Annotated in this window: 19 protein-coding genes; 8 read left to right on the top strand and 11 right to left on the bottom strand. The window is 54.0% G+C overall.

The features are described 5' to 3' along the window. Positions 1-200 precede the first annotated feature (200 nt). The gene (locus tag VN12_RS00585) at positions 201-3,353 is read left to right on the top strand and encodes a c-type cytochrome (RefSeq protein ID WP_168164118.1); all 3,153 of its coding nucleotides are present in this window, start codon (positions 201-203) and stop codon (positions 3,351-3,353) included. A gap of 78 nt (positions 3,354-3,431) precedes the next feature. Here VN12_RS00585 and VN12_RS00580 read toward each other — a convergent pair whose 3' ends face one another. The 5 genes from VN12_RS00580 to VN12_RS00560 are packed head-to-tail and all read right to left on the bottom strand — an operon-like array spanning position 3,432 to position 9,085. After that, complete coding sequence (locus VN12_RS00580) at positions 3,432-3,746, bottom strand: hypothetical protein (RefSeq protein ID WP_146675002.1); 315 nt, start codon at positions 3,744-3,746, stop codon at positions 3,432-3,434. Then, positions 3,743-4,744, bottom strand: a complete 1,002-nt coding sequence (locus VN12_RS00575; protein ID WP_146675001.1) for a CheR family methyltransferase — start codon at positions 4,742-4,744, stop codon at positions 3,743-3,745. The genes VN12_RS00580 and VN12_RS00575 overlap by 4 nt, the downstream gene beginning before the upstream one ends. Then, positions 4,741-5,895 (bottom strand): chemotaxis response regulator protein-glutamate methylesterase, encoded by a 1,155-nt coding sequence (locus VN12_RS00570; RefSeq protein WP_146675000.1) that lies wholly within the window; start codon positions 5,893-5,895, stop codon positions 4,741-4,743. The genes VN12_RS00575 and VN12_RS00570 overlap by 4 nt, the downstream gene beginning before the upstream one ends. Before the next feature lie 31 nt (positions 5,896-5,926). Beyond that, entirely contained in the window at positions 5,927-6,400 is a 474-nt protein-coding gene (locus tag VN12_RS00565) for a chemotaxis protein CheW (protein ID WP_146674999.1), read from the bottom strand. Positions 6,401-6,442: 42 nt separating this feature from the next. Further along, the gene (locus VN12_RS00560) at positions 6,443-9,085 is read right to left on the bottom strand and encodes a chemotaxis protein CheW (protein WP_146674998.1); all 2,643 of its coding nucleotides are present in this window, start codon (positions 9,083-9,085) and stop codon (positions 6,443-6,445) included. Positions 9,086-9,739: 654 nt separating this feature from the next. Here VN12_RS00560 and VN12_RS00555 point away from each other — a divergent pair. Both VN12_RS00555 and VN12_RS00550 read left to right on the top strand, forming a co-directional pair. Continuing rightward, entirely contained in the window at positions 9,740-10,099 is a 360-nt protein-coding gene (locus VN12_RS00555) for a response regulator (RefSeq protein ID WP_146674997.1), read from the top strand. Positions 10,100-10,135: 36 nt separating this feature from the next. Beyond that, positions 10,136-10,651, top strand: a complete 516-nt coding sequence (locus VN12_RS00550) for a chemotaxis protein CheX (protein ID WP_146674996.1) — start codon at positions 10,136-10,138, stop codon at positions 10,649-10,651. 76 nt (positions 10,652-10,727) lie between these two features. Here the strand turns inward: VN12_RS00550 and VN12_RS00545 are convergent, their stop codons facing one another. Together VN12_RS00545 and VN12_RS00540 are read right to left on the bottom strand one after the other, a co-directional pair. After that, positions 10,728-11,048 carry a hypothetical protein gene (locus tag VN12_RS00545; RefSeq protein WP_146674995.1) on the bottom strand — a complete coding sequence of 107 codons (321 nt, stop codon included), beginning with the start codon at positions 11,046-11,048 and terminating at the stop codon, positions 10,728-10,730. A gap of 51 nt (positions 11,049-11,099) precedes the next feature. Beyond that, positions 11,100-12,164, bottom strand: coding sequence for an alpha/beta hydrolase (locus VN12_RS00540; RefSeq protein WP_146674994.1), 1,065 nt, complete (start codon positions 12,162-12,164; stop codon positions 11,100-11,102). A gap of 200 nt (positions 12,165-12,364) precedes the next feature. On the opposite strand from VN12_RS00540, the gene VN12_RS00535 reads away from it, so the two are divergent. Then, entirely contained in the window at positions 12,365-13,825 is a 1,461-nt protein-coding gene (locus tag VN12_RS00535) for a DUF1501 domain-containing protein (protein ID WP_146674993.1), read from the top strand. Here VN12_RS00535 and VN12_RS00530 read toward each other — a convergent pair. Beyond that, positions 13,822-14,331 carry an RDD family protein gene (locus tag VN12_RS00530; protein WP_168164117.1) on the bottom strand — a complete coding sequence of 170 codons (510 nt, stop codon included), beginning with the start codon at positions 14,329-14,331 and terminating at the stop codon, positions 13,822-13,824. The genes VN12_RS00535 and VN12_RS00530 overlap by 4 nt on opposite strands. 158 nt (positions 14,332-14,489) lie before the next feature. Between VN12_RS00530 and VN12_RS00525 the strand changes: the two genes are divergently transcribed. After that, entirely contained in the window at positions 14,490-15,455 is a 966-nt protein-coding gene (locus VN12_RS00525) for a sugar phosphate isomerase/epimerase family protein (RefSeq protein ID WP_240491276.1), read from the top strand. A gap of 39 nt (positions 15,456-15,494) precedes the next feature. Here the strand turns inward: VN12_RS00525 and VN12_RS00520 are convergent, their stop codons facing one another. Genes VN12_RS00520 through VN12_RS00510 form a run of 3 tightly spaced genes read right to left on the bottom strand, consistent with a single transcriptional unit; the run spans position 15,495 to position 18,204 of the window. Continuing rightward, positions 15,495-16,298 carry a glycosyltransferase family 2 protein gene (locus VN12_RS00520; RefSeq protein ID WP_205855159.1) on the bottom strand — a complete coding sequence of 268 codons (804 nt, stop codon included), beginning with the start codon at positions 16,296-16,298 and terminating at the stop codon, positions 15,495-15,497. A 33-nt stretch (positions 16,299-16,331) separates the two neighbouring features. After that, on the bottom strand, positions 16,332-17,444 hold the full coding sequence (locus tag VN12_RS00515) for an alanine racemase (protein ID WP_168164116.1): 1,113 nt from the start codon (positions 17,442-17,444) through the stop codon (positions 16,332-16,334). Positions 17,445-17,475: 31 nt separating this feature from the next. Further along, positions 17,476-18,204, bottom strand: coding sequence for an SDR family oxidoreductase (locus VN12_RS00510; protein ID WP_146674990.1), 729 nt, complete (start codon positions 18,202-18,204; stop codon positions 17,476-17,478). A gap of 290 nt (positions 18,205-18,494) precedes the next feature. Between VN12_RS00510 and VN12_RS00505 the strand changes: the two genes are divergently transcribed. The 3 genes from VN12_RS00505 to eno all read left to right on the top strand — a co-directional run bounded on the left by VN12_RS00505 (position 18,495) and on the right by eno (position 21,752). Continuing rightward, positions 18,495-18,824 carry a hypothetical protein gene (locus tag VN12_RS00505; RefSeq protein ID WP_146674989.1) on the top strand — a complete coding sequence of 110 codons (330 nt, stop codon included), beginning with the start codon at positions 18,495-18,497 and terminating at the stop codon, positions 18,822-18,824. 144 nt (positions 18,825-18,968) lie between these two features. Beyond that, positions 18,969-20,198 carry a cytochrome-c peroxidase gene (locus VN12_RS00500; protein ID WP_146674988.1) on the top strand — a complete coding sequence of 410 codons (1,230 nt, stop codon included), beginning with the start codon at positions 18,969-18,971 and terminating at the stop codon, positions 20,196-20,198. Positions 20,199-20,474: 276 nt separating this feature from the next. Next, the gene (gene eno, locus VN12_RS00495; RefSeq protein WP_146674987.1) at positions 20,475-21,752 is read left to right on the top strand and encodes a phosphopyruvate hydratase; all 1,278 of its coding nucleotides are present in this window, start codon (positions 20,475-20,477) and stop codon (positions 21,750-21,752) included. Positions 21,753-21,970 lie beyond the last annotated feature (218 nt).

Genomic DNA, 21,970 nt, shown 5'->3' with positions numbered 1-21,970 from the left:
CTCCCTGGTTTGCGTCTTGGCGCCTTTGCGAGAAGAAGCAGCACCGCAAAATTGGTCACTCCCATTCGTTATCGAACGACGAATCTTCAATGACATAGGCCGCACGGCCTCGGCGTGTCCTATCCAAACCGAACGCCCTTTTTGCTATGATAATCGCTCCGTTTATCCTCGCCTCCCTCCCACCCTTGCAATCTCCCTCCATGTCAAAAAGAGCTCTTTTTCGTCTCGCTTTGCTTTCGTTGGTTGGTTTCCATGGAAACCTAGTCTCGGCGCAGTCCTATTCCGCACGTCCAGAGATCGCGGCGAGCAATCAGGATGGTCCCTCCAGCAAATCCATCGACATCGACGCGATCCTGAAACACGGGAGTGCACCGAAGTGGATATGGGGCGAGAATCAAGACGGAAAGTATGTGTTAAGCAAGACTTTTTCTGTGACCGAGGGGACCCAGGGATACGTCATTGCCTCCTGCGACAATATCGTATCGATCCGAATCAATGGCAATGCCGTGGGGCAGAGCGACAGCTGGGAAGTCCCATTGGAGAAGGATATCTCCAAGTTCCTCGCCCCCGGGGAAAACCGTATCGAAGCGACCGTCGCGAATGCGGGTGGCATTTCGGGTTTTGTGTGCAAGCTCGGTTTGATCGATTCGAAGCAGTCTCTGAAATCGATTGCGTCGGATGAGAGCTGGACGGTCGCCACGTTAGAGGGAAAAGAAGGGAAACTGAAGATTGTTTCCGCCTACGGTGAAGGGCCTTGGAGGCGAGTGCTCGACCGTGCGGGAGGGGCCTCGCAACGGGACTTTCAAATTCCACCTGGATTTCAGGTGGAGCGACTCTTCACCGTACCTCGAGAGGAACTGGGATCCTGGGTTTGTATCACGCTGGATCCAAAGGGTAGGATCATTGCGAGCGATCAGGGGGAGAAGGGCTTGGTACGGATCACTCCATCGCCAATAGGGTCAAGCGAGCCGACGCGCATTGAGAAGCTCGCCGTCGATATCACATCGGCACAGGGCCTGCTGTTTGCCTTCGACAGCCTGTATGTGTCCTTGAATGGAAAAGGTAGCGGACTCTACCGACTGCGAGACACGGATGGGGATGATCAGTATGACGAAAAGACGCAGCTCGCGACGTTTCGAGGAGGCGGGGAGCATGGTCCTCACGCATTGCGGCTCTCACCGGATGGAAAGTCGATTGTCGTCGCAGCAGGGAATCACACGCTTCTTCCCGCCGATCGGATTCTTCAATCTCCTGTCGCACGGATGGGCGGAATTCGCGAAGAGCCACTTCGCGCTTCCTTGCCAAACAATATGACCAGTCGCATCGCGCCGACTTGGGATGAAGATGTTCTCTCCACGCGGCAATGGGATGCCAATGGTCATGCGACGGGGATTTATGCCCCAGGGGGATGGATGGCCCAATGCGATCCCGATGGGAAATCGTGGGAGATTCTCAGCGTGGGGTACCGAAATCAATACGATTTCGACTTCAACGCAGAGGGGGATATGTTTGTCTATGATTCCGACATGGAATGGGACATGGGTACGCCGTGGTATCGTCCGACACGCGTGGTTCACGCGACATCCGGGAGCGAGTTTGGCTGGCGAAGCGGTACTGCGTGCTGGCCCACCGATTTTGTCGATAGTCTACCTTCCTTGGTCGACATCGGCCCTGGCTCACCGGTCGGTGTAACATTTGGTTATGGTGCTAAATTTCCAGAGCGTTATCAGCGAGCTCTCTATCTCTGCGATTGGACGTTTGGAACGATTTACGCCATTCACATGGAACCGGATGGATCGAGCTATCGCGCGACGAAGGAAGAATTCCTTTCGCGATCCCCATTGCCTTTGACCGATGCTGTCGTCGGCAAGGACGGCGCGCTTTATTTCACCGTGGGAGGGCGCGGGACGCAGTCGGAGCTGTACCGCGTCACCTATGTCGGAACGGAATCAACGAGTCCATCGGATCCCCGTTCCGAAGCCGGAGCGGAGCTTCGCAAGATTCGCCGTGATATCGAAACGTGGCATCGGGAGCCGCGTTCGGGTGAGGCTTTTCCTGTCGAGTATTTAGTAGAGCACTTGAGCCACCGCGATCCCACCATTCGGTACGCTGCGCGCGTGGCGCTCGAGCGCGTCGACGCCGCTACTTGGTGGGGTAAGGCGTCGCGAGCAACGTCCGTCGATGGCGTGATACAAGCCTGTTTGGGAGCCGCGCGATCCGGTGCAGCGTCGCTTCGAAGCGACATTCATTCCACGCTCCAGCAACTAGAATGGGGAAAGATGAGTCCAGCACAGCAGAAGGATTTTCTTCGCACCCTGGAGGTCGTCCTGATACGCCTCGGGTTGCCGGGTGGAGAGGTTCAGGAAGCTTGGACCAAGAAACTGGAATCGTTTTTTGTTCCTTCCGAGGACCGAATCCATCGCGAGTTGTGCGCATTGCTCGTCGCGTTGGACTCGCCGAGAGCACCAGCGATGTTTGTCCCGTTGCTCAGTCAGAAATCAAACCTAGGCGTGGACGTTGGTAAAGAACTCTTGGAGCGAAACCGAGGGTATGGTTCATCGATTGCGTCGATGTTGGCCAATCAGCCTGACCTTCAGCAAATGCACTATGCGTTTGTTCTTCGAGAACACAAAACCGGATGGACCCCATCTTTACGACGAGCGTACTTTGAATGGTTTCAAAAGGCGCAACGTTGGAGTGGCGGAAACAGCTACCAAAAGTTCTTGACCAATATCAGTAACGATGCGTACGCAGGCTGCAGTGATACCGAGAGATTGGCGATTGAAGCCTTGGGGCTGCGAGCTCCGGCGTTTGTGGCGAAGGAGATCCCAAAGGCCAAGGGACCGGGCAAAGAGTACACGCTCGACGGTGTCGTCGCTTTGACCGAGCGAGGGATGCAGGAACGTGATTTCGAGAATGGGAAGAAGATGTACGCTGCCGCTCGATGTGTCGTGTGCCATCGTTTTGCAGGAGAAGGGGGAGCAACCGGTCCCGATTTGACGCAAGTCGCTGGGCGATTCAGTCCTCGCGACTTAGCCGAAGCGATTCTCGATCCGAGCAAAGTGATCTCCGATCAGTACAAAACCGTCGTCCTTAGCACCGAAGATGGAAATATCAGTGGCCGAATTCTTTCGGAGTCGGAGACCGAATTGTTGGTACTCACCGATCCGGAGGATTCCACCAAGACCCAGACGATTGCTAAGAGCGAAATCACCGGCCAGAAGACCTCTTCCGTCTCCGTCATGCCGAAGGATCTCCTCAAAGAGCTCAACGAAGATGAAGTCCTCGATTTGATGGCTTATTTGTTGAACCGAGGAGATGCAGGAGCCCGCGTCTTCAAGAAAGCGAAATAGTTTGGAGTCAGGCCGCGCACGGACCCAGGGAGCTGCGTACGGTTCGCCCATGACCCTAAGGTTATGGCGAGCTGTTCGTTACCGCAGAGAGTACTGGGTGTAGCTGTTTTGATGACCGAACTGCCGATACCAATGTTTGTTGGGTGAAGGTCCGAACCATCCGTAAGCGTAAGGTTTCACGGGGCGGATGGTTTGGGGCGCTTCGGTGCGAGGTTTGACTTCGTGGTGATGGCTCGACGGTTGGCTGAGAACTTCATAGTGTAGCGTTGCTGTTCCCCACAAGGCTTCGCGAGGCGGTTCGGTTGCGAAGCCAGAGAGTGCCAGTGCTGCCCACGCGAAGGCCGCAACGAGACACAATGAAACAGGGCGGCAAGGCAGGTCTGTTTTGATCATCGGGTTACCGTTCCAGTTCCGAAGCCAGTTCCTGTCCCAGTTCTAACGGGGGGAGGAATTTTCGATGGTGTGGAAGGAAGATTCGGCAACCGGGTTGGTCGGCTGGAAGGAATCGCTGCGGCGCTTCTCACCTCAGGCGAAGCGGAGGATGGCTGTAGCGATTGCATCGTGAGATGGGGTTGATAAAACGCACCGCGGCAGTGGGACTGGGGTTTGAATTCTGGTCCGCAATCGAAGAGTGATTCCGAGACTCCCACAAACAGATAACCGTCCTTCTGCAAGATCGGGAGCATTCTCCGAAACAGATCGATTTTTACACGCTTTTCAAAGTAAATAGCGACGTTTCGGCAGAAGATAATGTCGAAGGGTTCCTGGAATTGAAACGGATGCAGAAGGTTTAATTCTTGATAGCGGATCAGTCGCAGGATGGAATCGGCGACGCGATACCCCTCTGGATGGGGCTTCATGTATTTCCCGACGAAGTGAGCCGGAAGTCCGCGTTCGATATCCAGTCGCGAGTAGATTCCTTTTCTGCCTTTCGCTAAAGCCTCTTGAGAAATGTCAGTTCCGAGAATCTGAATATCCCACCGAGCGATGTCAGGGATCATTTCGTGGAGTACCATGCCGACCGAGCAAGCCTCTTGCCCTGAGCTTGCTGCGGCTGACCAAATACGGAGTTTGTTCGAATTCCGTTTCTGCTTGCGATCCAACAGCTCCGGAAGAGCTTTGAATTGGAGAGCATCGAAGATACTCGTGTCTCGAAAGAAATGGGTTTCGCGGGTTGTGATCGCTTCGATCATCGCTCGACGAATCGCTTCGCCTTGGCTTTGCTTCGCTTTGTCGATCAAATCGATTACAGAGTTAGCTTGGAATCGTTTGATCAAGCTGGCGAAGCGAACGTCGATCAAATAGGCCTTGGATTCCTCGAGCGCGATACCGCAGAGTTCCTCGACATAGTCAAAGACAATTTTGATTTGCGTGGATGTTAACGCGTTCATTTTCTATCTCTCAGCAGTTCGCCAATTCTTGTAGCCATCATTGGTAAAGGAACCACTTCGGAGGCTAAGTGATTGTCGACAATTTGCCTGGGCATTCCGTAGACGACGCATGTGTCCGCGGATTGGGCGATGATATGAGCCCCGGCTGAATGAAGCATTCGGGATGCTCGCAATCCATCGCATCCCATGCCCGTCATGATGAGGGCCAGCGTGCTCTTTCCGAAGACGGAATGAACGGATTCGAAGAGGCAATCGACGCTCGGTTTGCTCGGAGAGTCGTATTCTTCATCGGTGATTTCGATGCGAGGCATTCCACCCGACTTCACAATCTTCATCTGCTTTCCGCCTGGGGCAATGTAGGCGTGTCCTGGCTCGGGGCGTTCTCCATGAACTGCCTCGGAAACGCGGATCGAGCAGAGCTGAGCGAGATGTTCAGCAAGGCTCTTCGTGAACATCGCAGGCATATGCTGGACGATGAAGATAGGAACCGGAAATTTGGCAGGCAACCCGGGTAGGACGACTCCAAGCGCGGCGGGACCGCCGGTGGAGATCCCAATACAAAGGCACTCAAAAATCCCTTTGCGTGTCACGCTTTGCGAGTGGATCGGACGGGGTTCAACATGGTGCATCGATCTGTTTGGTTCCCGCGTCGGGCCGGGCAAAGTCGAGCGGACGACCGTGTTAATCCTGGTTTGATTGGAACGTACGAGAGCGCTCTTCGCGAGACTTCGCACCGTTTCAACTTGTTGGAACAGTTGCATTTCCAGGGACTTTCGATTCGATTGGATGTCGTCTCCTTCCGGTTTAAAGATCATATCGAGGGCGCCGTTGCGCAGGGCTCGCATGGTCTGTTCCGCGCTTTGGGGTGTTGGGGAGCTCACCATAACCACATGCGTATCGAGTCCCCGTTTTCGGATCTCCTCGAGAGTTGACAGACCATCGCGACGAGGCATGTTGATATCAAGTGTCACAAAGTGGGGTTTGAGTTTTTCCAGCATGCGCAGGCAATCTTCTCCGTCGAAGGAAGTACCAACCACCTCGACGTTTGGGAGTTTGGTCAGCGCGTCGCTGATAAGTCTGCGATAGATGGGCGAGTCATCGGTAACGAGAACACGGATGGGCGCGCCGGTAGCGGCAGACAATTGCTTCATGAGGCGAGATCCAGGTAGGTTAGTGGTCGGGTTAGGCGGCGCTGCGAGCCATGTTGAGGGAGGTGTTGAGCAACTCCTTCGGTTCGATCAGCATCACCAGCCCTTTTTCCGATTGATAGACGCCTCGAATCAGTCGCGATTCCGTCATCGAGAGATTCGAGGGTGGCGGTGCAATGTGCGCATTTTCGATCGTGAGAATATCGGCGACCCCATCCACCCAGAGCCCAAAAACCTCTCCTTCGTATTTCAGGATCAGGTTCCGAGAAAGCTTGGATGGCTCACCCGCAGGTAGACCCATTAGGATTCTCAGGTCCAGCATGGTCACGACTTCACCTCGCAAATTCATCACTCCTCGAACGCAAGGTGGCGAGAGTGGAACACGTGTTAAGTTGACGGTTCGATTGATCTCTTGCACGTAGGAGATATCCAAGCCGAGGACGGCCCGGTTGCAGAAGAATGTCGTGTACTGAACGGCTTTGGAGCTGGATAGGATGGGATTGTTCATGATTACCTCGTCGGCGACCTTTGTTGGCACGCAATAAGAACCTTAGACTGATGCCGCTGCTAGACGCTTCACAGCATCGATCAGACGCGCGGGATCCATTTTCACTTGGTATTCGTTGATACCGGCCTTGGTACCACGATCTCGATCATCATCTCCTGCGAGGCTGGTCAGGGCGATGATCGGCAATCGGGATGTGGCGTCATCCGCTCTCACCGCTTTGGCAAAATCAAGTCCATTCATGCGGGGCATTTCGATGTCTGTGACAATCACATCGATCTCATTTACCATGGATTGGAGACTTTCCCAGGCATCTAGTCCATCGACCGCACCCACGACCTTTATTCCTTCGCTTTCGAGAGTTCGTGTCACGTGATTTCGGAAGAAATCGGAATCTTCCGCGAGCAACACCGAGGGGGGCTGGATGGACTTTCCGGTTTGGGTGGACGGTTCGGATTGGAACCAATCTGCATAGCGAATTCGGACTAGCTCGATGAGATCCAGAACTCGGGTCGGGGAGTCGTCGACGATAACCGTTCCGAGAACACCGGGCTCTCGGAGCGTTTTCGAATCGATCAGCATTTCGATATCGCGAATATCTCGAAGGGTTGGTGCGGCCAGCCCGATCTCTCGGTCTTGGATTTTGAAGATGATCACAAACAAGTTCTGTTCTTCTTTATCCGGATACAACGCCGAGATGTTCTGTTCGAGTCGCAGTATGGGGAGCGATGCTCCGCGATACACGAGAATGTTTTGCCCGCCTACCACGCGAATCTCGGATGCCCGAATGCGTTCGATTCTGGCTACCATAGCCATCGGGATGGCAAATTGATCGTCCGGATGATTTGCGAACAGCAGCAATCGGTGAACTTCGGACGCCACTTTGCTTTCTTTTTGTTCGCTGGCGAGGACCGAGTCCACGTTGCGAAGGTTGCAGTGCATGGCGATTCCCACGGCATCGAGAATCAGTGCGACGTATCCGTCCCCCAGAATCGTAGCGCCTGCCAAATACCCAAGATCGCGGACATGTTTACCCAAAGGCTTTACCACGATTTCTTCGTTGTCGTGGAGGGTGTCGACAACCAGTCCGTATCGCATCTGCCCAGTTTCCAGCACGAGAATGCTGGTTGCGTGGGATTCCGATTGATAGTCGTCAGGACGCACGACTCCTAGAGCTTCATCGAGGCGGATCAGAGGAAGGAGGGCGCCACGCAATCGCAGAACTTCTGCGCCATGGATTCTCCCGATCTTTTCCTCAACTTCCGCACCAGGGACGCGCACTAGTTCGGCAATATTTGCTTGGGGGATCGCATACCGCTCGCCACCGCAGCTGACAATCATCGACGGGACGATGGCTAGGGTTAACGGCAGCGTGATATGGATCGCGGAACCGACCCCGAGTTCGCTTTCCACATCGACAGTACCGCCCAATTGCTCGATGTTCGTTTTCACCACATCCATTCCGACTCCACGCCCTGAGACATCGGTGATTTCTGCTGCCGTGGAGAATCCCGGTGCGAAGATGAGGCGAAGCGCTTCGCTGTCGGTCATCACTGCCGCTTGTTCAGCCCCGATGACCCCTTTCTCTACAGCCTTCGTCTTGAGTTTGACTGGATCCATTCCCGCGCCGTCGTCTTCGATCCGAATGCAGACCTTCCCTGCTTGGTGGAAGGCATGCAACCGAACCGTTCCAATCGGGCGTTTGCTAGCCGTAGCTCTTTTTCCGGGTGATTCGATGCCATGGTCAATACTGTTTCGAACCAAGTGGGTGAGCGGGTCTCCCATCGCTTCGACGATGGTCTTGTCTACTTCCACTTCGTTCCCTTCGATGATCAAGTCGCATTCTTTTCCAAGTTTGCTGCTCAGATCTCGGACAACGCGTGGGAAGCGATTGAAGACCGTTCCAATCGGTTGCATGCGTGTTTGCATGATCGTTTCTTGGAGCTCGCTGGTGACTTGATCGACGCGAGCCGCTACGGTGTCGAGACCTTCTCTGCCACCTCGAATCACAGCGGCGAGGAGCTGGTTTCGACTGAGGACCAGTTCGCCAGCAAGGTTCATGAGTCGGTCGAGGACGGCGACATTCACACGCACGATGGAGTCGGTAGCTTTCGGTTTAGAAGTGCTGCCGGCTACGGTTTTGGGATCGGCTTGTGCCTTCGTGGGCAATGCGGCTGCAATTTCTACGTTTTTCATAATCTCCTCGTGCTGCGATTCGATATCCGGAACGTTATCTTCCAAGGCCATCTCTTCTTCGACCAACTCTTCGAGCATTTCGAAAGCGTCGGAATCTCCTAGTTCCATTTCGCCGCGGTGGATACGATCCAATTCTTCAATCAGATTTCCCACGTCGACTTCGTTGCTCGACTCGACATGTTCAACCAATGATCGAAGCTGATCCGAAGCGCGAAGGAGCGTATTCACGATTCGCTTGTTCATGACCAGTTCGCGGTTGCGAATCATGTTCAGAACATTTTCAAGACTGTGAGCGAGCGAGTTGATCACTGCCAAACTCAAGAAACCAGCGGCGCCCTTTACAGAGTGAATGGCGCGAAAGACGGTATTGACCAGCTCGATGTCAATGTTGTCGCCAGCGGCCTCAATCTCCAACAACTGGCTTTCAATATCCGCTAAGTGCGAGCTGCTCTCGACTACGAAGTCCTGAATGAGTTCATCATCTTGAAACATGTTTATGCCCCCCAATATCTACTCAAACGCTATATCCACTTCGCGTTCCCTCCTTTGCTACCTCAGCAAAGGTAGCAAAGGAGGGAACGATCGACCTGGATCCAATCCATTAACGCCGTAGGGGGCATACGGAACTCACGATGCCGAAGAATAACCTCCCAAATGGGTAATGCTGCTCCAGACGGCAAGAATTCCCTGCGATGCAGAATTTACCTCGTCGTATCTAACAGCCGAATCAGTCGTGCTTTCCCCGCAGGCTTTAACAGACCTGAATGTAATTGACTCGATCATTTCCGATGTTTCATTAAAGTTTCCTGAACCTGCCTTCCGCCGCCGGATTGGATACGTCGTGTCTGTGCGATTTCGCGAGAGAAAGCCGAACACTCGCTCGCTGCTTCAGATCCACGCACCGTGTGAAAACGCCCTCCTGGTTGGGGAGGGCGGACCCTTTCGTGTTGATTATATGGATAGTGCGACTTCTACCGGATGCAACGGACCTCTCGACGCGTGAGGGAATCCGATCCTACGGAAATCTGAGAACAGTTTATTTGACTAAACCAACCGGTAACCAACAGTAGTTCGTTCAACGAAATGGCAGGATTGCTTCAAGTCCTGCACGCGACCAATATTTGGGAATAGAGAACGGGGTAACGCATGAAAGTTTTAGTTGCAGACGATTCTGGCATCATGAGGAAGATTATCATTCGATCTCTCAACGCGGTCGGAGTGACAGAAATCGTTGAAGCGGCCGATGGCCAAGAAGCGATTGACGCTTATAAAAATGAACCGGTGGATTTGATTCTCACCGATTGGAACATGCCCAACAAAAGCGGGCTCGATGTGGTAACCGAGATCCGGGCACTTGGCTCGACGGTCCCCATCATTATGGTCACGACCGAAGCACAGAAGAGCCAAGTCATCGCGGCGATTCAAGCGGGTGTCAACGATTACTTGACGAAACCATTCGAGGCGGACGATCTGCGTGCCAAACTGGATAAGTTTGTCACGGTTTAACTCCCCACCTAAGAAGCTCTCTATAAGGAATTCTTCGTGTCGACTACCACGCAGCGCCCACAAGCAACCGGACTTTCGGAAGCACAGAAACGATTTCTTGCCCCGTTTATCAAGTGCACGAAAGAAGTATTCAGCCGCATGCTGAGCTGGGAGGTCGACCTAGTCGGGTTTGCGACCAATGATGCGTCCGCGACTCGCCATGAATGCAGTGGCATCGTGGGAGTCTCCGGTGCGATCCGAGGCTCGGTCGTGGTCAGTATCTCCGCGGAAATGGCCATCGCTGCAGCCGAGGCATTTCTCGGCGAACGACCCGAATCCATCACCGCGGAAGTCATCGACACAGTCGGTGAACTGACGAATATGATTGGGGGATCCAGCAAAGATAAGATGGGAATCGAAGGCATCGCGTTGGGGCTTCCAACGGTAGTGGTTGGAAAGAATCACTCGATTTCCTTCGACCAGGGGGCCCACGTTGAAATGCTTCGATTCCAATCTCCCCATGGTCCATTTACTGTCGAGATCGCTATCGTCGGTCTAGGGAATCTCCTGTAATTCGATACACATGTGACAGCAGTCAAACAATCGATTCCATTCTCTCGATTGTTTGACTGTCTGTTTCTTCTAGCGATCACTCTTCTTCCACGGCCTCTTTGATTCGCCGGACCAGATCGCTATGCGATAACGCTGCTCTCTCGATTGGTTCTACGGTTAATCCCAATTGTTGGGCGATGCGTTTCGCCAAGTCCGAATCGCGTATCCCTCGATATTGATGGATTCGATTCCCATGCCGGTACAGCATCTCGCCGGGTGATTTAAACCCGCTTTCGTAGATCTCGCTCAGATCGAGGATCCAAGCATCGGGAATTCCTACCTGACGGCAGTAGTCGATCGACCAGACATCATCGCCGGTGCACTCTGCAAGCCATGTTAGGAGGTTCGATCGATTCACGATTTGAGCCTTTCATTCCTTTGCGGCAAACTCCGTCGATACCTGTTGCAGTTATTGCGCAGCGGCTTTGTAGTCTTGCCACATCCAGACGAGAGTATCGGCTAGCGTATGCTCGAAAACCTTGCGATCGCAGTGTTTCGTCGCTTTGCTGAAGACATATCGGTAGTCGTAGCCCTTGGCCTTCAGTTCCGCCGCTGTCCGTTCGTTGGCCATCACCCAATTGTGATACGTTTCTTCAGGATCTTTGGCACGAAGATCGTTTTCGGCGACATGGGTGAAAATGCGAAGCGGTTTCTTTTCCGAGTTTTGGATCAGTTTCATGCTGGAATGGTATTCCCAAGCGCCGAGCGGATACTGGGCCTCCTCCGGTGCATCGTCGTCCTGCTGGTCAACGAAGGTACCCGAGTAAGTGATCAAGCGACGGAATAGATCGGGCCGAAACCATCCCATCGTCAATGCCGCTGCACCACCCGAGCTGCATCCCAAAACCCCTCTTCCCCATGGATCGTCCGTGATCGCGATACCCGGGTAAGCAGCCTTGATATCGGGATGGCTAAGGATAGCAGGAAAGACTTCATCGTTGACGAAACGCGCTAAGCGATCGGACATCGTATCGTACTCGAGCCCCCGCTGACTTCCCTTGCCATCGTTTCCTCCGTTTTGAATGGCGATCGCGATGAATGGGGGCAGCTTCCTGGATGGATCTTTAGAGATCGTCAGATTGTCGAGCGCATTGCGCACCAGGTTCAATTGGCCAGGACCATCGTGGATCACCAGCACCGGGGCCTTCGTGCCATCCTTATATTGTGCCGGGACATAGACGAAAATCTTTCGCTCTTTTCGTACTTCTTTGCGAGCATCGAGCGTCTTATCATCTCCTTTGAAGATCTTGCTTTCCTCGAGGGGCATCGAGAACTCGAATGCCTTCCCCTTCGGATTTCCTTGATCCGTCAAGTCCGAAGCCAACGTGTACTCAGGCCCGATCACAAAATTGCCATTCCCATTGGAGGAAGGGGCTTGCTGTCCCAATGCGGAAGATGCCGTTGGAAGGGCTGCCCAACTCCCGAGTGCGAATAACAAGGAGGTAGCGATGGCGCGTCGGAGAGAATGTTTCATGGATATCGCTTTCTGAAAGGTCGATCGAACAGAAGGGAGCGATCGCAATCGCTCACCCTATAGCCAAGCCCCCCAGTATACACGGATCGACTCGATTCTTGAGATCGCCCCTCCAAATGGCTATCCTTAAGACAGCTCCTTCTCGAACCACCCACCCCATCCACCTTCCTTTCCATACTCGCTCTTCCATGAGACATGACATGACCGACTCGGAAATTGCACGAATCCAATCCTGGAATGCACGCCGGCGGTTCCTGTTTTCCTCGGGCATCGGACTGGGGGGTATGGCACTGTCGCAAATGATGGGGGATGCGGTCGGAGATGAACCCCCATCCTTGGATATTCGGGGAGGGGGAGGGGAGTTGAAGGCGTTTCATCATCTTCCCAAGGCCAAAAGGGTCATCTATTTGTTTATGTCGGGCGGGCCCTCCCATCTGGATCTTCTCGATTACAAGCCACTCTTGAAGGAGAAAGAAGGAGAGCAGCTACCAGATTCCGTACGAGGTTCCCAGCGATTGACCGGCATGTCGGGAAATCAATCGTCGATTCCCTTGGTTGGTTCCCCCTTTCGATTTGAACAGGCTGGTGAATCGGGCGCTTGGTTTAGCGAACTTCTTCCGCATACGGCCGGTATCGCCGATAAGATCTGCGTTCTGCGCTCCGCTTTCACCGAAGCGATCAATCACGGACCCGGCGTTACCTTTTTCCAAACGGGGACCCAAATTGCAGGACGCCCCAGCATCGGTGCATGGCTTAGCTATGGGCTGGGGCAAATCAACGCGGACCTACCCTCCTTCGTTGTATTGGTGACAAAGGATAAATCAGGGCAGCCTTTGGGAGCTCATCTTTGGGGGAGCGGGTTCCTTCCGACGAAGCACCAGGGCGTTTTGTTGCGTGCGGCGAAGGACCCAGTCCTCTACCTGGGCAACCCAGATGGAATTTCGCGCGAGAGCCGCCGCATGATGCTCGACCGTTGGAAGGAATTGCAACAGGAGCAATTGGCGCGAACACCCGATGTCGAAATCCAGAATCGTATGGAGCACTACGAAATGGCTTTCGCGATGCAGTCGAGCGTTCCTGAAGTTGCCGATCTATCCAAGGAACCCGCCAGCGTTTTAGAGATGTACGGGCCCGACGTTCAAAAACCGGGAAGCTTTGCAGCCAACTGCTTGCTCGCGCGCCGACTCGCGCAGCGAGATGTTCGGTTCATCCAACTCTATCATCAAGATTGGGATCATCACGGCGGACTGCCAGGGAGCCTGCCAAAATTATGTCAAGAAACCGATCAGCCTAGTGCAGCATTGGTCAAGGATCTTGAACGATTGGGAATGCTCGAGGATACGCTCGTTATCTGGGGGGGAGAGTTTGGGAGAACGAACTACTGCCAAGGGAAGATTCAAAAGAACTTCGGCCGCGACCATCACCCTCGATGCTTCTCGATGTGGTTCGCGGGAGGAGGGACGCGCCCCGGTACCGTCTACGGTCAAACCGATGAGTTTGGATACAACATCGCGGAGAATCCTGTTCACATTCACGATATCCAAGCGACGGTGATGCATCTCCTTGGAATCGATCACGAAAGACTCACCTATCGATTCCAAGGTCGACGTTACCGATTGACCGATGTGCACGGCCAAGTCGTTCAAGGCCTTATTGCCTAGGCCTTTACAACCTTGGTCTTGGCGATGTCATCATGCAGACACTTGCGCGATTCGCGAAAAATGGCCAGGACGTTCACCAAGCCATAGAGCCCGCCAATGAAAGGGATCAACCCGATAAGCCAAGTCACGCCATATCGATAAAGTATGAGGTGGGTGAACTCAGGCTTCGTTCCATCCTCGTTCACGATTTTGATGTTGGTGATTTTCTTCCCAATTGTCTGGCCATTCAAATTCAAAAAGTAGCCATTGATCGCGAGGAATATTCCAATCCCGGCAACGCCGCCGACGACTTGGGCGACAAAACTAGCAACCACTCCTGTCCCCATCACGGAACCGATCAGGTACCCCAGACCAAAAATGACCGGCGCGGCCACAATTATCATGATCACCCCGTCCACGATGGCGGCGACCAAACGCGTCCCCCGATCTGCGAGAGGAACACTCTCTCCAATATCGCGAACGTAGTCTTGGGCGGTGGGGAGATAGGGATTGGTATCGAACGACATGGACAGAACTCCTGAAAAGAACGGAAGCAGCAAACGGTCCGGGTGACGCTGTTTCACCCATCCTGCGGTAAACGTCATTCGCATAGTAGCAAATTTTGCACGGCGGAGTACATTTCAAGAGTCTGATTTTTGACCCCTCTTTCGAAGAAAGCAAACCCGTGGATCGACGCACCTTCCAAACCGGCTTGGCAGCAACCATGACAGCAGGGGTACTAGCCTCGTGTATCGAGACGGGCGCTGCAATCACCACCGCCGCCGACGGTGCTCGAACCACGAATCCGATCGGTCTCTCCACCTACTCTCTTTGGCGATTCAAGAACGAAGAGTTCAAAGATGTGACGAAGTGCATCGACTTTGCAGCAGATTGCGGGTTCGATGGCGTCGAGATCTTGCTCTATCAAATCTCCCAAACCGAACTTCTCAGTCACAGTGCCTTGCAAGCGATCAAACGACGCTCGCTGGTACACGGTCTGCCTCTTTATGGAATGTCGACCCATCAAGGGTTCGTGTCACCGGACGCAGAAGTACGTCGATGGAATATCGAGCTCACCATCGGCCAAATCGAACTTTGTTACAAGCTGGGTATTCCTACCATGCGAGTGAATACGGGGCGGTGGGGGACGAGCAAGAACTTTGACGAACTCATGGCGAATCGCGGAATCGAGCCCCCTCTCGCGGGATACACGGAGGAAGACGGATTCCCGTGGGTGATCGACGCGCTCGAGCGTTGCCTCCCTACCGCCGAGAAATGCGGTGTGGTGCTCGGACTCGAAAACCATTGGGGGCTGGGGCTAACTCCTGAAGGCGTTCTGAAAATCGTCGACGCCATCGACTCCCCGTACCTGCAAGTCACTTTGGACACCGGCAATTTCCTTGAAGATCCTTACCAAAAGCTACAACGTCTCTTACCAAAAACCGTCTTAGTCCAAGCCAAAACCTACTACGGTGGAGGCGAGTGGTACACGCTCGACCTGGACTACTCCAAGATTGGCCAAATGGTCCGGGATGCCAAGTACCGAGGCTGGATCTCGCTGGAATTTGAAGGCAAAGAGGATCAAAAGACAGCGATCCCCAAGAGTCTGGAACTGCTCCGTAAATCGTTTGCCCTGGAAGGCGGACGCTAGGAGCGTTTCCGCTGATGAGCTCCGCTCGCGAAGACAGGTTTAGGATTGGACATCCTTCAATGCCGCATTGACGGTCGAGATGTAGCTCTTGCCCGCCTTGGTTCTCGGGTGCACCAAATTGTAATAAAAGATGTACCAAATCGCGGCGATTCCATCGGAGAGGCCAATCTTTTTTCCTTCTTCGTAGGTTCGTCCGTAGTAGGAAATCGGGACCTCGTACGTCCTCGATTTGGTTTTGCAAACCATCGCCGTGATCTCGATCTCCATCCCAAACCCCTTGCTCGTGAGCTTCATCGGGGCAATGACTTCGCGTCGAAACGCTTTGTAGCAAGTTTCAATATCGGACATGTTCCGGTTGGTGAGCAAATTGCTCAAGCACGTTAGGAACTTGTTCGCGATGTAATGGTAGTAGTAGAGAACGCGCGAGGCCTTCTTGACTAAAAAGCGACTGCCGTAGACGACGTCGGCCACGTTTTCGAGGATGGGGGCGATGACATCCGGAATCTCTCGAGGGTCGTACTCCAAGTCGGCGTCTTGCACGATCAAAACGTCGCCCGTGGCCAGCGAGATGGCGCGGGCGATCGCAGCCGTCTTCCCTTGATTGGACGTCTGTCGAAAGAGTTTCACCTCCGGTTGCTTTCCCGCGATGGACTCCACCACGTCCGCTGTCCTGTCCAGTGACCCGTCATCGACGACGAGGATCTCTTTTTGCGCGAAGGGGAGCTCCAGCAATCGTTCCAGCACTCGGCCGATCGTCTTTTCCTCGTTGTATGCAGGGACAAGGATCGAGATCTTGTTCGATTGGGACATCGATGGATCGGGATGGGGGACTGCTGCGCTCATGGCGGTTTCGATTGATCTCCAAAGGGCGCAGACCTAGACAAGCAAACCGCGTGCATCGACAGGCAAGACGGAAAGAGTCTGGCCATCATGCAGAAAGAACTGATTTTGGAGGTTGATGCAAACGCAAATGTGGTTTGGGATCAACCATAGGCGATCTCCCACCTCAGGCACTCGACCGCTCGCAACGTCCGCATCGCTAAACACGATTTCGCCATGTTCTTCGCTAAGCCGCACGACCTTGGCCTCTGGAAAGTCCGGGAGATACCCGAATCCGCTATCGGGCAAGGCCGCATTGCGATCGCTCGAAAGAGTTTTGCTTCCAGCGTCGATGACCACCTTGTTGGGTTCAGGTTTGCTGACGACTGTTGCGAGAACTCGAGCTGCGACTTGATCCAAATCACAAACACCCAGTCGAACCTCGTTGAGGTCGTTGTAGACATAAGTCCCTGGGCGGATCTCATTCAAGGCGGTGTTTTTGTGCGATTCCATGGCCGTGGGGGTCGAGCCACCGGAAACAGCCTCAACCGAAAGCCCTCGTTGGGCCAACTCCTCGACGATGGATTTCAAAGCCGCCTCGTATGCGCTCCATGTCTGGGAATCGGCATGGGGAAGAATGTGGCCCGGGAAGCACATGAGACCGCGGAATGCAAGATTGGGTTGGGCTGCGACAAACGTGCACAGTTCCAATGTTTTGATTCGGTCCTGCACACCTGTTCGATGAAAGCCGACATCGATATCGACCAAAACCCCCACTTGGACCCCCGCATTTTGGGCAGCCGATTGAAGGGCAGACGCGGCAGCGATCGAGTCGATACCCACCGAGACCGAAATGCGTTTTGCAAGCTCCATCAATCTGCTTAATCGATGGGCCCCGATCGCTGGGTAGGCAATAAAGATGTCGCGGCAAACATGCGACATGACCTCGGCCTCACCAACCTTTGCAACCGTCAGCCCGACCGCTCCAGCTTTCATTTGCAGCTGTGCTGCCCACAAAGATTTGTGGGTCTTTGTGTGAGGACGCAGTCGCAAGCCATGTGCGTTGCAGTAGTCCTGCATCCGTTTGATGTTCGCTTCCGCTAACTCCGTCGACACAATCACCGATGGGGTCGGTTGATCTGCAGGGATGTTGTGAATATTCCAATCCATCTTTCGTCTCGCTTGGTGCGCCGTTCGCGTCTTAGTAGTACTGCTGATGAATCGGCTTAATAACGATTTCTGGTACATGGACGCGGCTCGGCATCTCTGCCAATCCGACCACAACCTCAGCAATATCCTCCGGCTTCAAGATCTTTTGACGATGTTCTTCTGTCACCGGTACAGGTCGTTGTTCCAGAATCGGAGTATCGACTTCACCGGGATAGACATTGGTAACCCGTATCCCTTCCACTCCTAATTCGTTGGCCAAACATATGCCGAGCGCGGTCATGGCAAACTTGCTGGCCGAATAGGCGACACCACCGAGCGCAATCGCTCGCTTCCCTGCCACACTCGAGATATTGATCAGCATCCCGGCCTTGCGTTCCCGCATGGACGGCAGGACGGAGTGGATGCAGTTGTATGCCCCCGTCGCATTGATCGCCATCACTTGATCCCACATCTCGGGCGTCATGGCGGCCATGCTCCGATCCTTGATGTTGATTCCCGCGGCATTGACCAAAATATCGACGTCTCCTTGAGTTTCCTTGACCCAATCGAAGAAATGCTGCACGCTCCCACGGTCGACCACGTCGAGCACTTTCCCGGTCAGCTTTCCTTGACTCGCAGCGACCGCTTCCTCGACGGCAGAGTTTCGGCGGGAACCGATGGCGACTTTGGCTCCGCGCGCAGCGAACGCCGTAGCGAGGGCGTAACCGATCCCGCTCGCCCCGCCCGTAACAACGACTGATAGATTTTGAAGAGCACTCATTCCGCTTTGTTGGACTTTCGACTTGTCTGGACTGGAAAATGACAAAGGGAGACCTAAGGTTCACCCAGCGAGGCCCAATCATACGCTTTCTGGCTAGATTCAGGAGTCGGGGCTTCAGATTTCCTGAGTCGACGTAGCCGGGTGTCCAACGGAGCGCCGAACAGGAACGCGAAAGTGGAATGTCGGAGATTTTTCCTTCCACAGGATTTAATGCGAAAATCCGTGAACTAAGTTGTTTGAAGAGGCTGCGCCACAGGGACGGAGCCTGCGTATTGACCAAGGATTTTTCGATGATGACATTCGAGACTCCGTTTAAGCCGATCGAAGGTTGGATTCGTTCGTTCCGAATGCTCGCGATGGTGTCCGTTGGGCTGCTCATGTCCTACGAGGCCACCGGAAAAGCTTGGAGCGGCTACTGCGAATACAGGGAGTCCAACAACCTGGTCCATCTCAACGAATTGGTCAAAATCTACTCGCAGACAGTAGGAAACAAGCCCGATTTGAATTTGATCGAGCTCTACCAGCACGGACTCACCTCGAGCCCTCTTCATCCGACCCCCTACGGTGGCTACTATCGGTTCGATCCACGGGCAGGTGTGGTCTACAATCCCAACCGATAACCAGCAGGAATAAGTCCTATAACCCAAAAGTTCCTCCCCGTTGTCTTCGTGGGGGCTTGGTCGTGACGTATACTTTGCGGTTATCAGATCGGATCCCGATCGGTTCATTCCCCTCCTTCCCCTCCCTCACTCTGCAAAAGTCTTATGCGACATTCTTTGATGTTTGGATTGTTGACAATGTTCGCCGCTGGGGCCCCCGCCTCCGCTGCCGAGCTGGTCAAACTCGGTTCGGACACTCTCACTCAGGGAATTCCCGGTAAAGGGAATTTGACCATCGAAGAAATCAAATCATTTCTTAACAATCCGAAGAACCACGAGCCCTTAAACGTTCAACTTCCGGACGCTTTAAAGGCGGGTGCTAGCGCGCTATTCATCCCCGAGGATAATCCGATGACCCTCGCCAAGATTGAATTGGGGCGACAGCTCTACTTCGATCGCCGCCTCTCCGTGGACAACACGGTTAGCTGTGCGGACTGCCACCACCCCACCACTGGTTATGGTGCCAACACCCGGTTCGGCGTTGGCGTTCGCAAGCAAGAAGGAAATCGAAATTCGCCCGTATCCTTCAACCGAATTCTTAGCAAAGCCCAGTTTTGGGATGGCCGAGCTGGGACACTCGAAGACCAAGCGGTAGGTCCAATTGCCAACCCGATTGAAATGGGGCACACCCACGATGCCTGCATTGGGAGCCTCGGGAAGATCGAAGGTTATCGCATTCAGTTTGAAAAAGTCTTCGGACGCGCTCCCAATATCGACGATGTTGGGCGTGCCATTGCGACCTTTGAGCGCGCTCTCGTTACGGAAGCCAGCCCATACGATCTTTATGAACCTGTCCGACAAATGCTGGTGGCATTCCCTGAAGAACTGGAGGATCTGGACGCGTTGAAGGAAGAGGATCCGCAACTCTATGCGCGATTTACCAAGGCGAAGGCCTTGTCGGATGAGCATCCCATGAGCGACTCTGCCAAACGGGGGCGCGATTTGTTTTTCAGCGCTAAATCGAACTGCACCGCTTGCCACGTGGGGGTGAACTTCACCGACGAGCTTTACCACAACCTGGGTGTCGGGATGGAAGCCGCAGAACCAGACCTTGGCCGTTTCGCGGAGACCAAGCAAGAGAAAGACAAGGGAGCGTTCAAGACGCCGACGATTCGGAACATCGCGCAATCGGCTCCATACATGCACGATGGTTCCCAAAAAACGCTGGAGGAAGTCGTCGAGTACTATGCAAAAGGTGGGCATCCCAATCCCTATCTGAGCGATAAAATCAAAAAGCTTGATCTGACCGCCCAAGACAAGGCCGATTTGGTAGAGTTCATGAAGGCCCTCACAGGACCGCTCCCCAAGGTCGAAATGGGACGGCTTCCTCAATAGCCCCCCAGATTCCACTCCGAACGATGGCTCGGCTGCCTCGTTCCATCGACGAAGCAGCCCTTTTTCTTCCAAACGGTTGCCCCCAACCGACCCGAGGTGTGCGAACACCTCGGGTTTTCTTTTGCGCGAACCATTTGAAGTAGCCAAGAAGCCAACGCTCCGCCACAATGCGCAAAACGTTGTATGTGGGGAGCAAACGGGCGCGGGCTCGAAGTCTGAGCAAATGCCCACCCCCGCCGGCTTACTCTGATTTCTTTGGACATTGGCAGGTATTTCATGAGCCTTATCGAGCGCATTCACGGTCGTCAGATTTTCGATTCTCGAGGCAATCCTACGGTTGAAGTCGACGTAACGCTCGTCGATGGCTCCACCGGCCGCGCGGCGGTACCCAGCGGTGCCAGCACCGGCGCCCACGAAGCATGGGAACTCCGCGACGGCGATAAGTCCAAGTACATGGGTAAAGGGGTTCTCAAAGCGGTTGAGAACATCAATTCGCAAATTGCCGAAAACCTCATCGGCTTCGATGCGCTCGATCAACGAGGCGTCGATGCGATGCTCCGCCAAATCGATGGAACGTCCAACAAGAAGAATCTTGGTGCCAACGCGATGCTCGGCGTCTCTCTGGCAACTGCGAAGGCGGCAGCTCATTTCACGAATCAACCTCTCTACCGATACCTGGGTGGAGCCGGCGCGCACCTCCTGCCAGCACCCATGATGAATATCGTCAACGGAGGTCAGCACGCTGACAACTCCGTCGACGTACAAGAGTTCATGGTCATGCCCCTCGGCTTTGACTCGTTCACCGACGCACTCCGCGCCGGAACAGAAATCTTCCACAACTTGAAGAAGGTTCTGAGCGAGAAGAAACTGAACACTGCCGTTGGAGACGAAGGTGGATTCGCACCTGACCTAGGCAGCAACCGCGAAGCCCTCGATCTGATCATGGAAGCGATCAAGCGAGCCGGATACCAAGCGGGCAAACAGATCTTCATCGCATTGGATGTCGCTGCGACCGAGTTCTACGATGAAAAGACAAAGAAGTATACCATCGACGGGAAGCAACTCTCCGGCGATGAAATGGTCGACTTCCTGGCAAACTGGGTCGATAACTACCCGATCTGCTCGATCGAAGACGGATGCTCCGAAGATGACTGGGACTCTTGGAAGAAGCTCACCGAACGCGTCGGCGGCAAGGTCCAATTGGTAGGTGATGATTTGTTCGTGACCAACACCGAGCGACTGCAGCGAGGGATCGATCAAGGAATCGCGAATAGCATCTTGATCAAAGTGAATCAAATCGGAACCTTGACCGAGACCATCGAAGCGATCCAATTGGCACACCGAAATGGTTACTCGAGCATCTCGAGTCACCGAAGTGGCGAAACCGAAGACGCCACCATCGCCGACTTGGCCGTTGCTCTCTCGACCGGGCAAATCAAGACCGGATCGGCTTCTCGTTCGGACCGAATGGCCAAGTACAATCAACTGCTGCGAATCGAAGAAGAGCTGGGTGAAGGCGCTCGCTACGCCGGCCCTCTCTTCCGCCGCAAGTAGTCCGTCGGTCGCATTGGAATTTCGATCGCTGTCGATTGGATCAAACCGGAGTTTTGCACAGAACGGCTGCGTTGCAGCCGCGACCGTGTTGATCTCCGGTTTTTTGTTGGTCCTCGATGTTGGTCCTCGATGTTGGTCCTCGATGTTGGTCCTCGATGTTGGTCCTCGACGATGGTCGGCGAGGCAATCTCTATAGTTTGTAAGTAGGCGGTCGCCGC

It is taken from the genome of Pirellula sp. SH-Sr6A (genome assembly GCF_001610875.1).
Lineage (GTDB): Bacteria > Planctomycetota > Planctomycetia > Pirellulales > Pirellulaceae > JBKCUI01.
This window is presented reverse-complemented; position numbering and strand designations above follow the sequence as displayed.

Coding starts and splice junctions, on each gene's coding strand:
- VN12_RS00540 (WP_146674994.1), bottom strand. CDS start 12,164: ATGAAACATTCTCTCCGACGCGCCATCGCTACCTCCTTGTTATTCGCA.
- VN12_RS00585 (WP_168164118.1), top strand. CDS start 201: ATGTCAAAAAGAGCTCTTTTTCGTCTCGCTTTGCTTTCGTTGGTTGGT.
- VN12_RS00565 (WP_146674999.1), bottom strand. CDS start 6,400: ATGAACAATCCCATCCTATCCAGCTCCAAAGCCGTTCAGTACACGACA.
- VN12_RS00510 (WP_146674990.1), bottom strand. CDS start 18,204: ATGAGTGCTCTTCAAAATCTATCAGTCGTTGTTACGGGCGGGGCGAGC.
- VN12_RS00535 (WP_146674993.1), top strand. CDS start 12,365: ATGACCGACTCGGAAATTGCACGAATCCAATCCTGGAATGCACGCCGG.
- VN12_RS00500 (WP_146674988.1), top strand. CDS start 18,969: ATGCGACATTCTTTGATGTTTGGATTGTTGACAATGTTCGCCGCTGGG.
- VN12_RS00575 (WP_146675001.1), bottom strand. CDS start 4,744: ATGAACGCGTTAACATCCACGCAAATCAAAATTGTCTTTGACTATGTC.
- VN12_RS00560 (WP_146674998.1), bottom strand. CDS start 9,085: ATGTTTCAAGATGATGAACTCATTCAGGACTTCGTAGTCGAGAGCAGC.
- VN12_RS00530 (WP_168164117.1), bottom strand. CDS start 14,331: ATGTCGTTCGATACCAATCCCTATCTCCCCACCGCCCAAGACTACGTT.
- eno (WP_146674987.1), top strand. CDS start 20,475: ATGAGCCTTATCGAGCGCATTCACGGTCGTCAGATTTTCGATTCTCGA.
- VN12_RS00570 (WP_146675000.1), bottom strand. CDS start 5,895: ATGAAGCAATTGTCTGCCGCTACCGGCGCGCCCATCCGTGTTCTCGTT.
- VN12_RS00555 (WP_146674997.1), top strand. CDS start 9,740: ATGAAAGTTTTAGTTGCAGACGATTCTGGCATCATGAGGAAGATTATC.
- VN12_RS00520 (WP_205855159.1), bottom strand. CDS start 16,298: ATGAGCGCAGCAGTCCCCCATCCCGATCCATCGATGTCCCAATCGAAC.
- VN12_RS00515 (WP_168164116.1), bottom strand. CDS start 17,444: ATGGATTGGAATATTCACAACATCCCTGCAGATCAACCGACCCCATCG.
- VN12_RS00505 (WP_146674989.1), top strand. CDS start 18,495: ATGATGACATTCGAGACTCCGTTTAAGCCGATCGAAGGTTGGATTCGT.
- VN12_RS00580 (WP_146675002.1), bottom strand. CDS start 3,746: ATGATCAAAACAGACCTGCCTTGCCGCCCTGTTTCATTGTGTCTCGTT.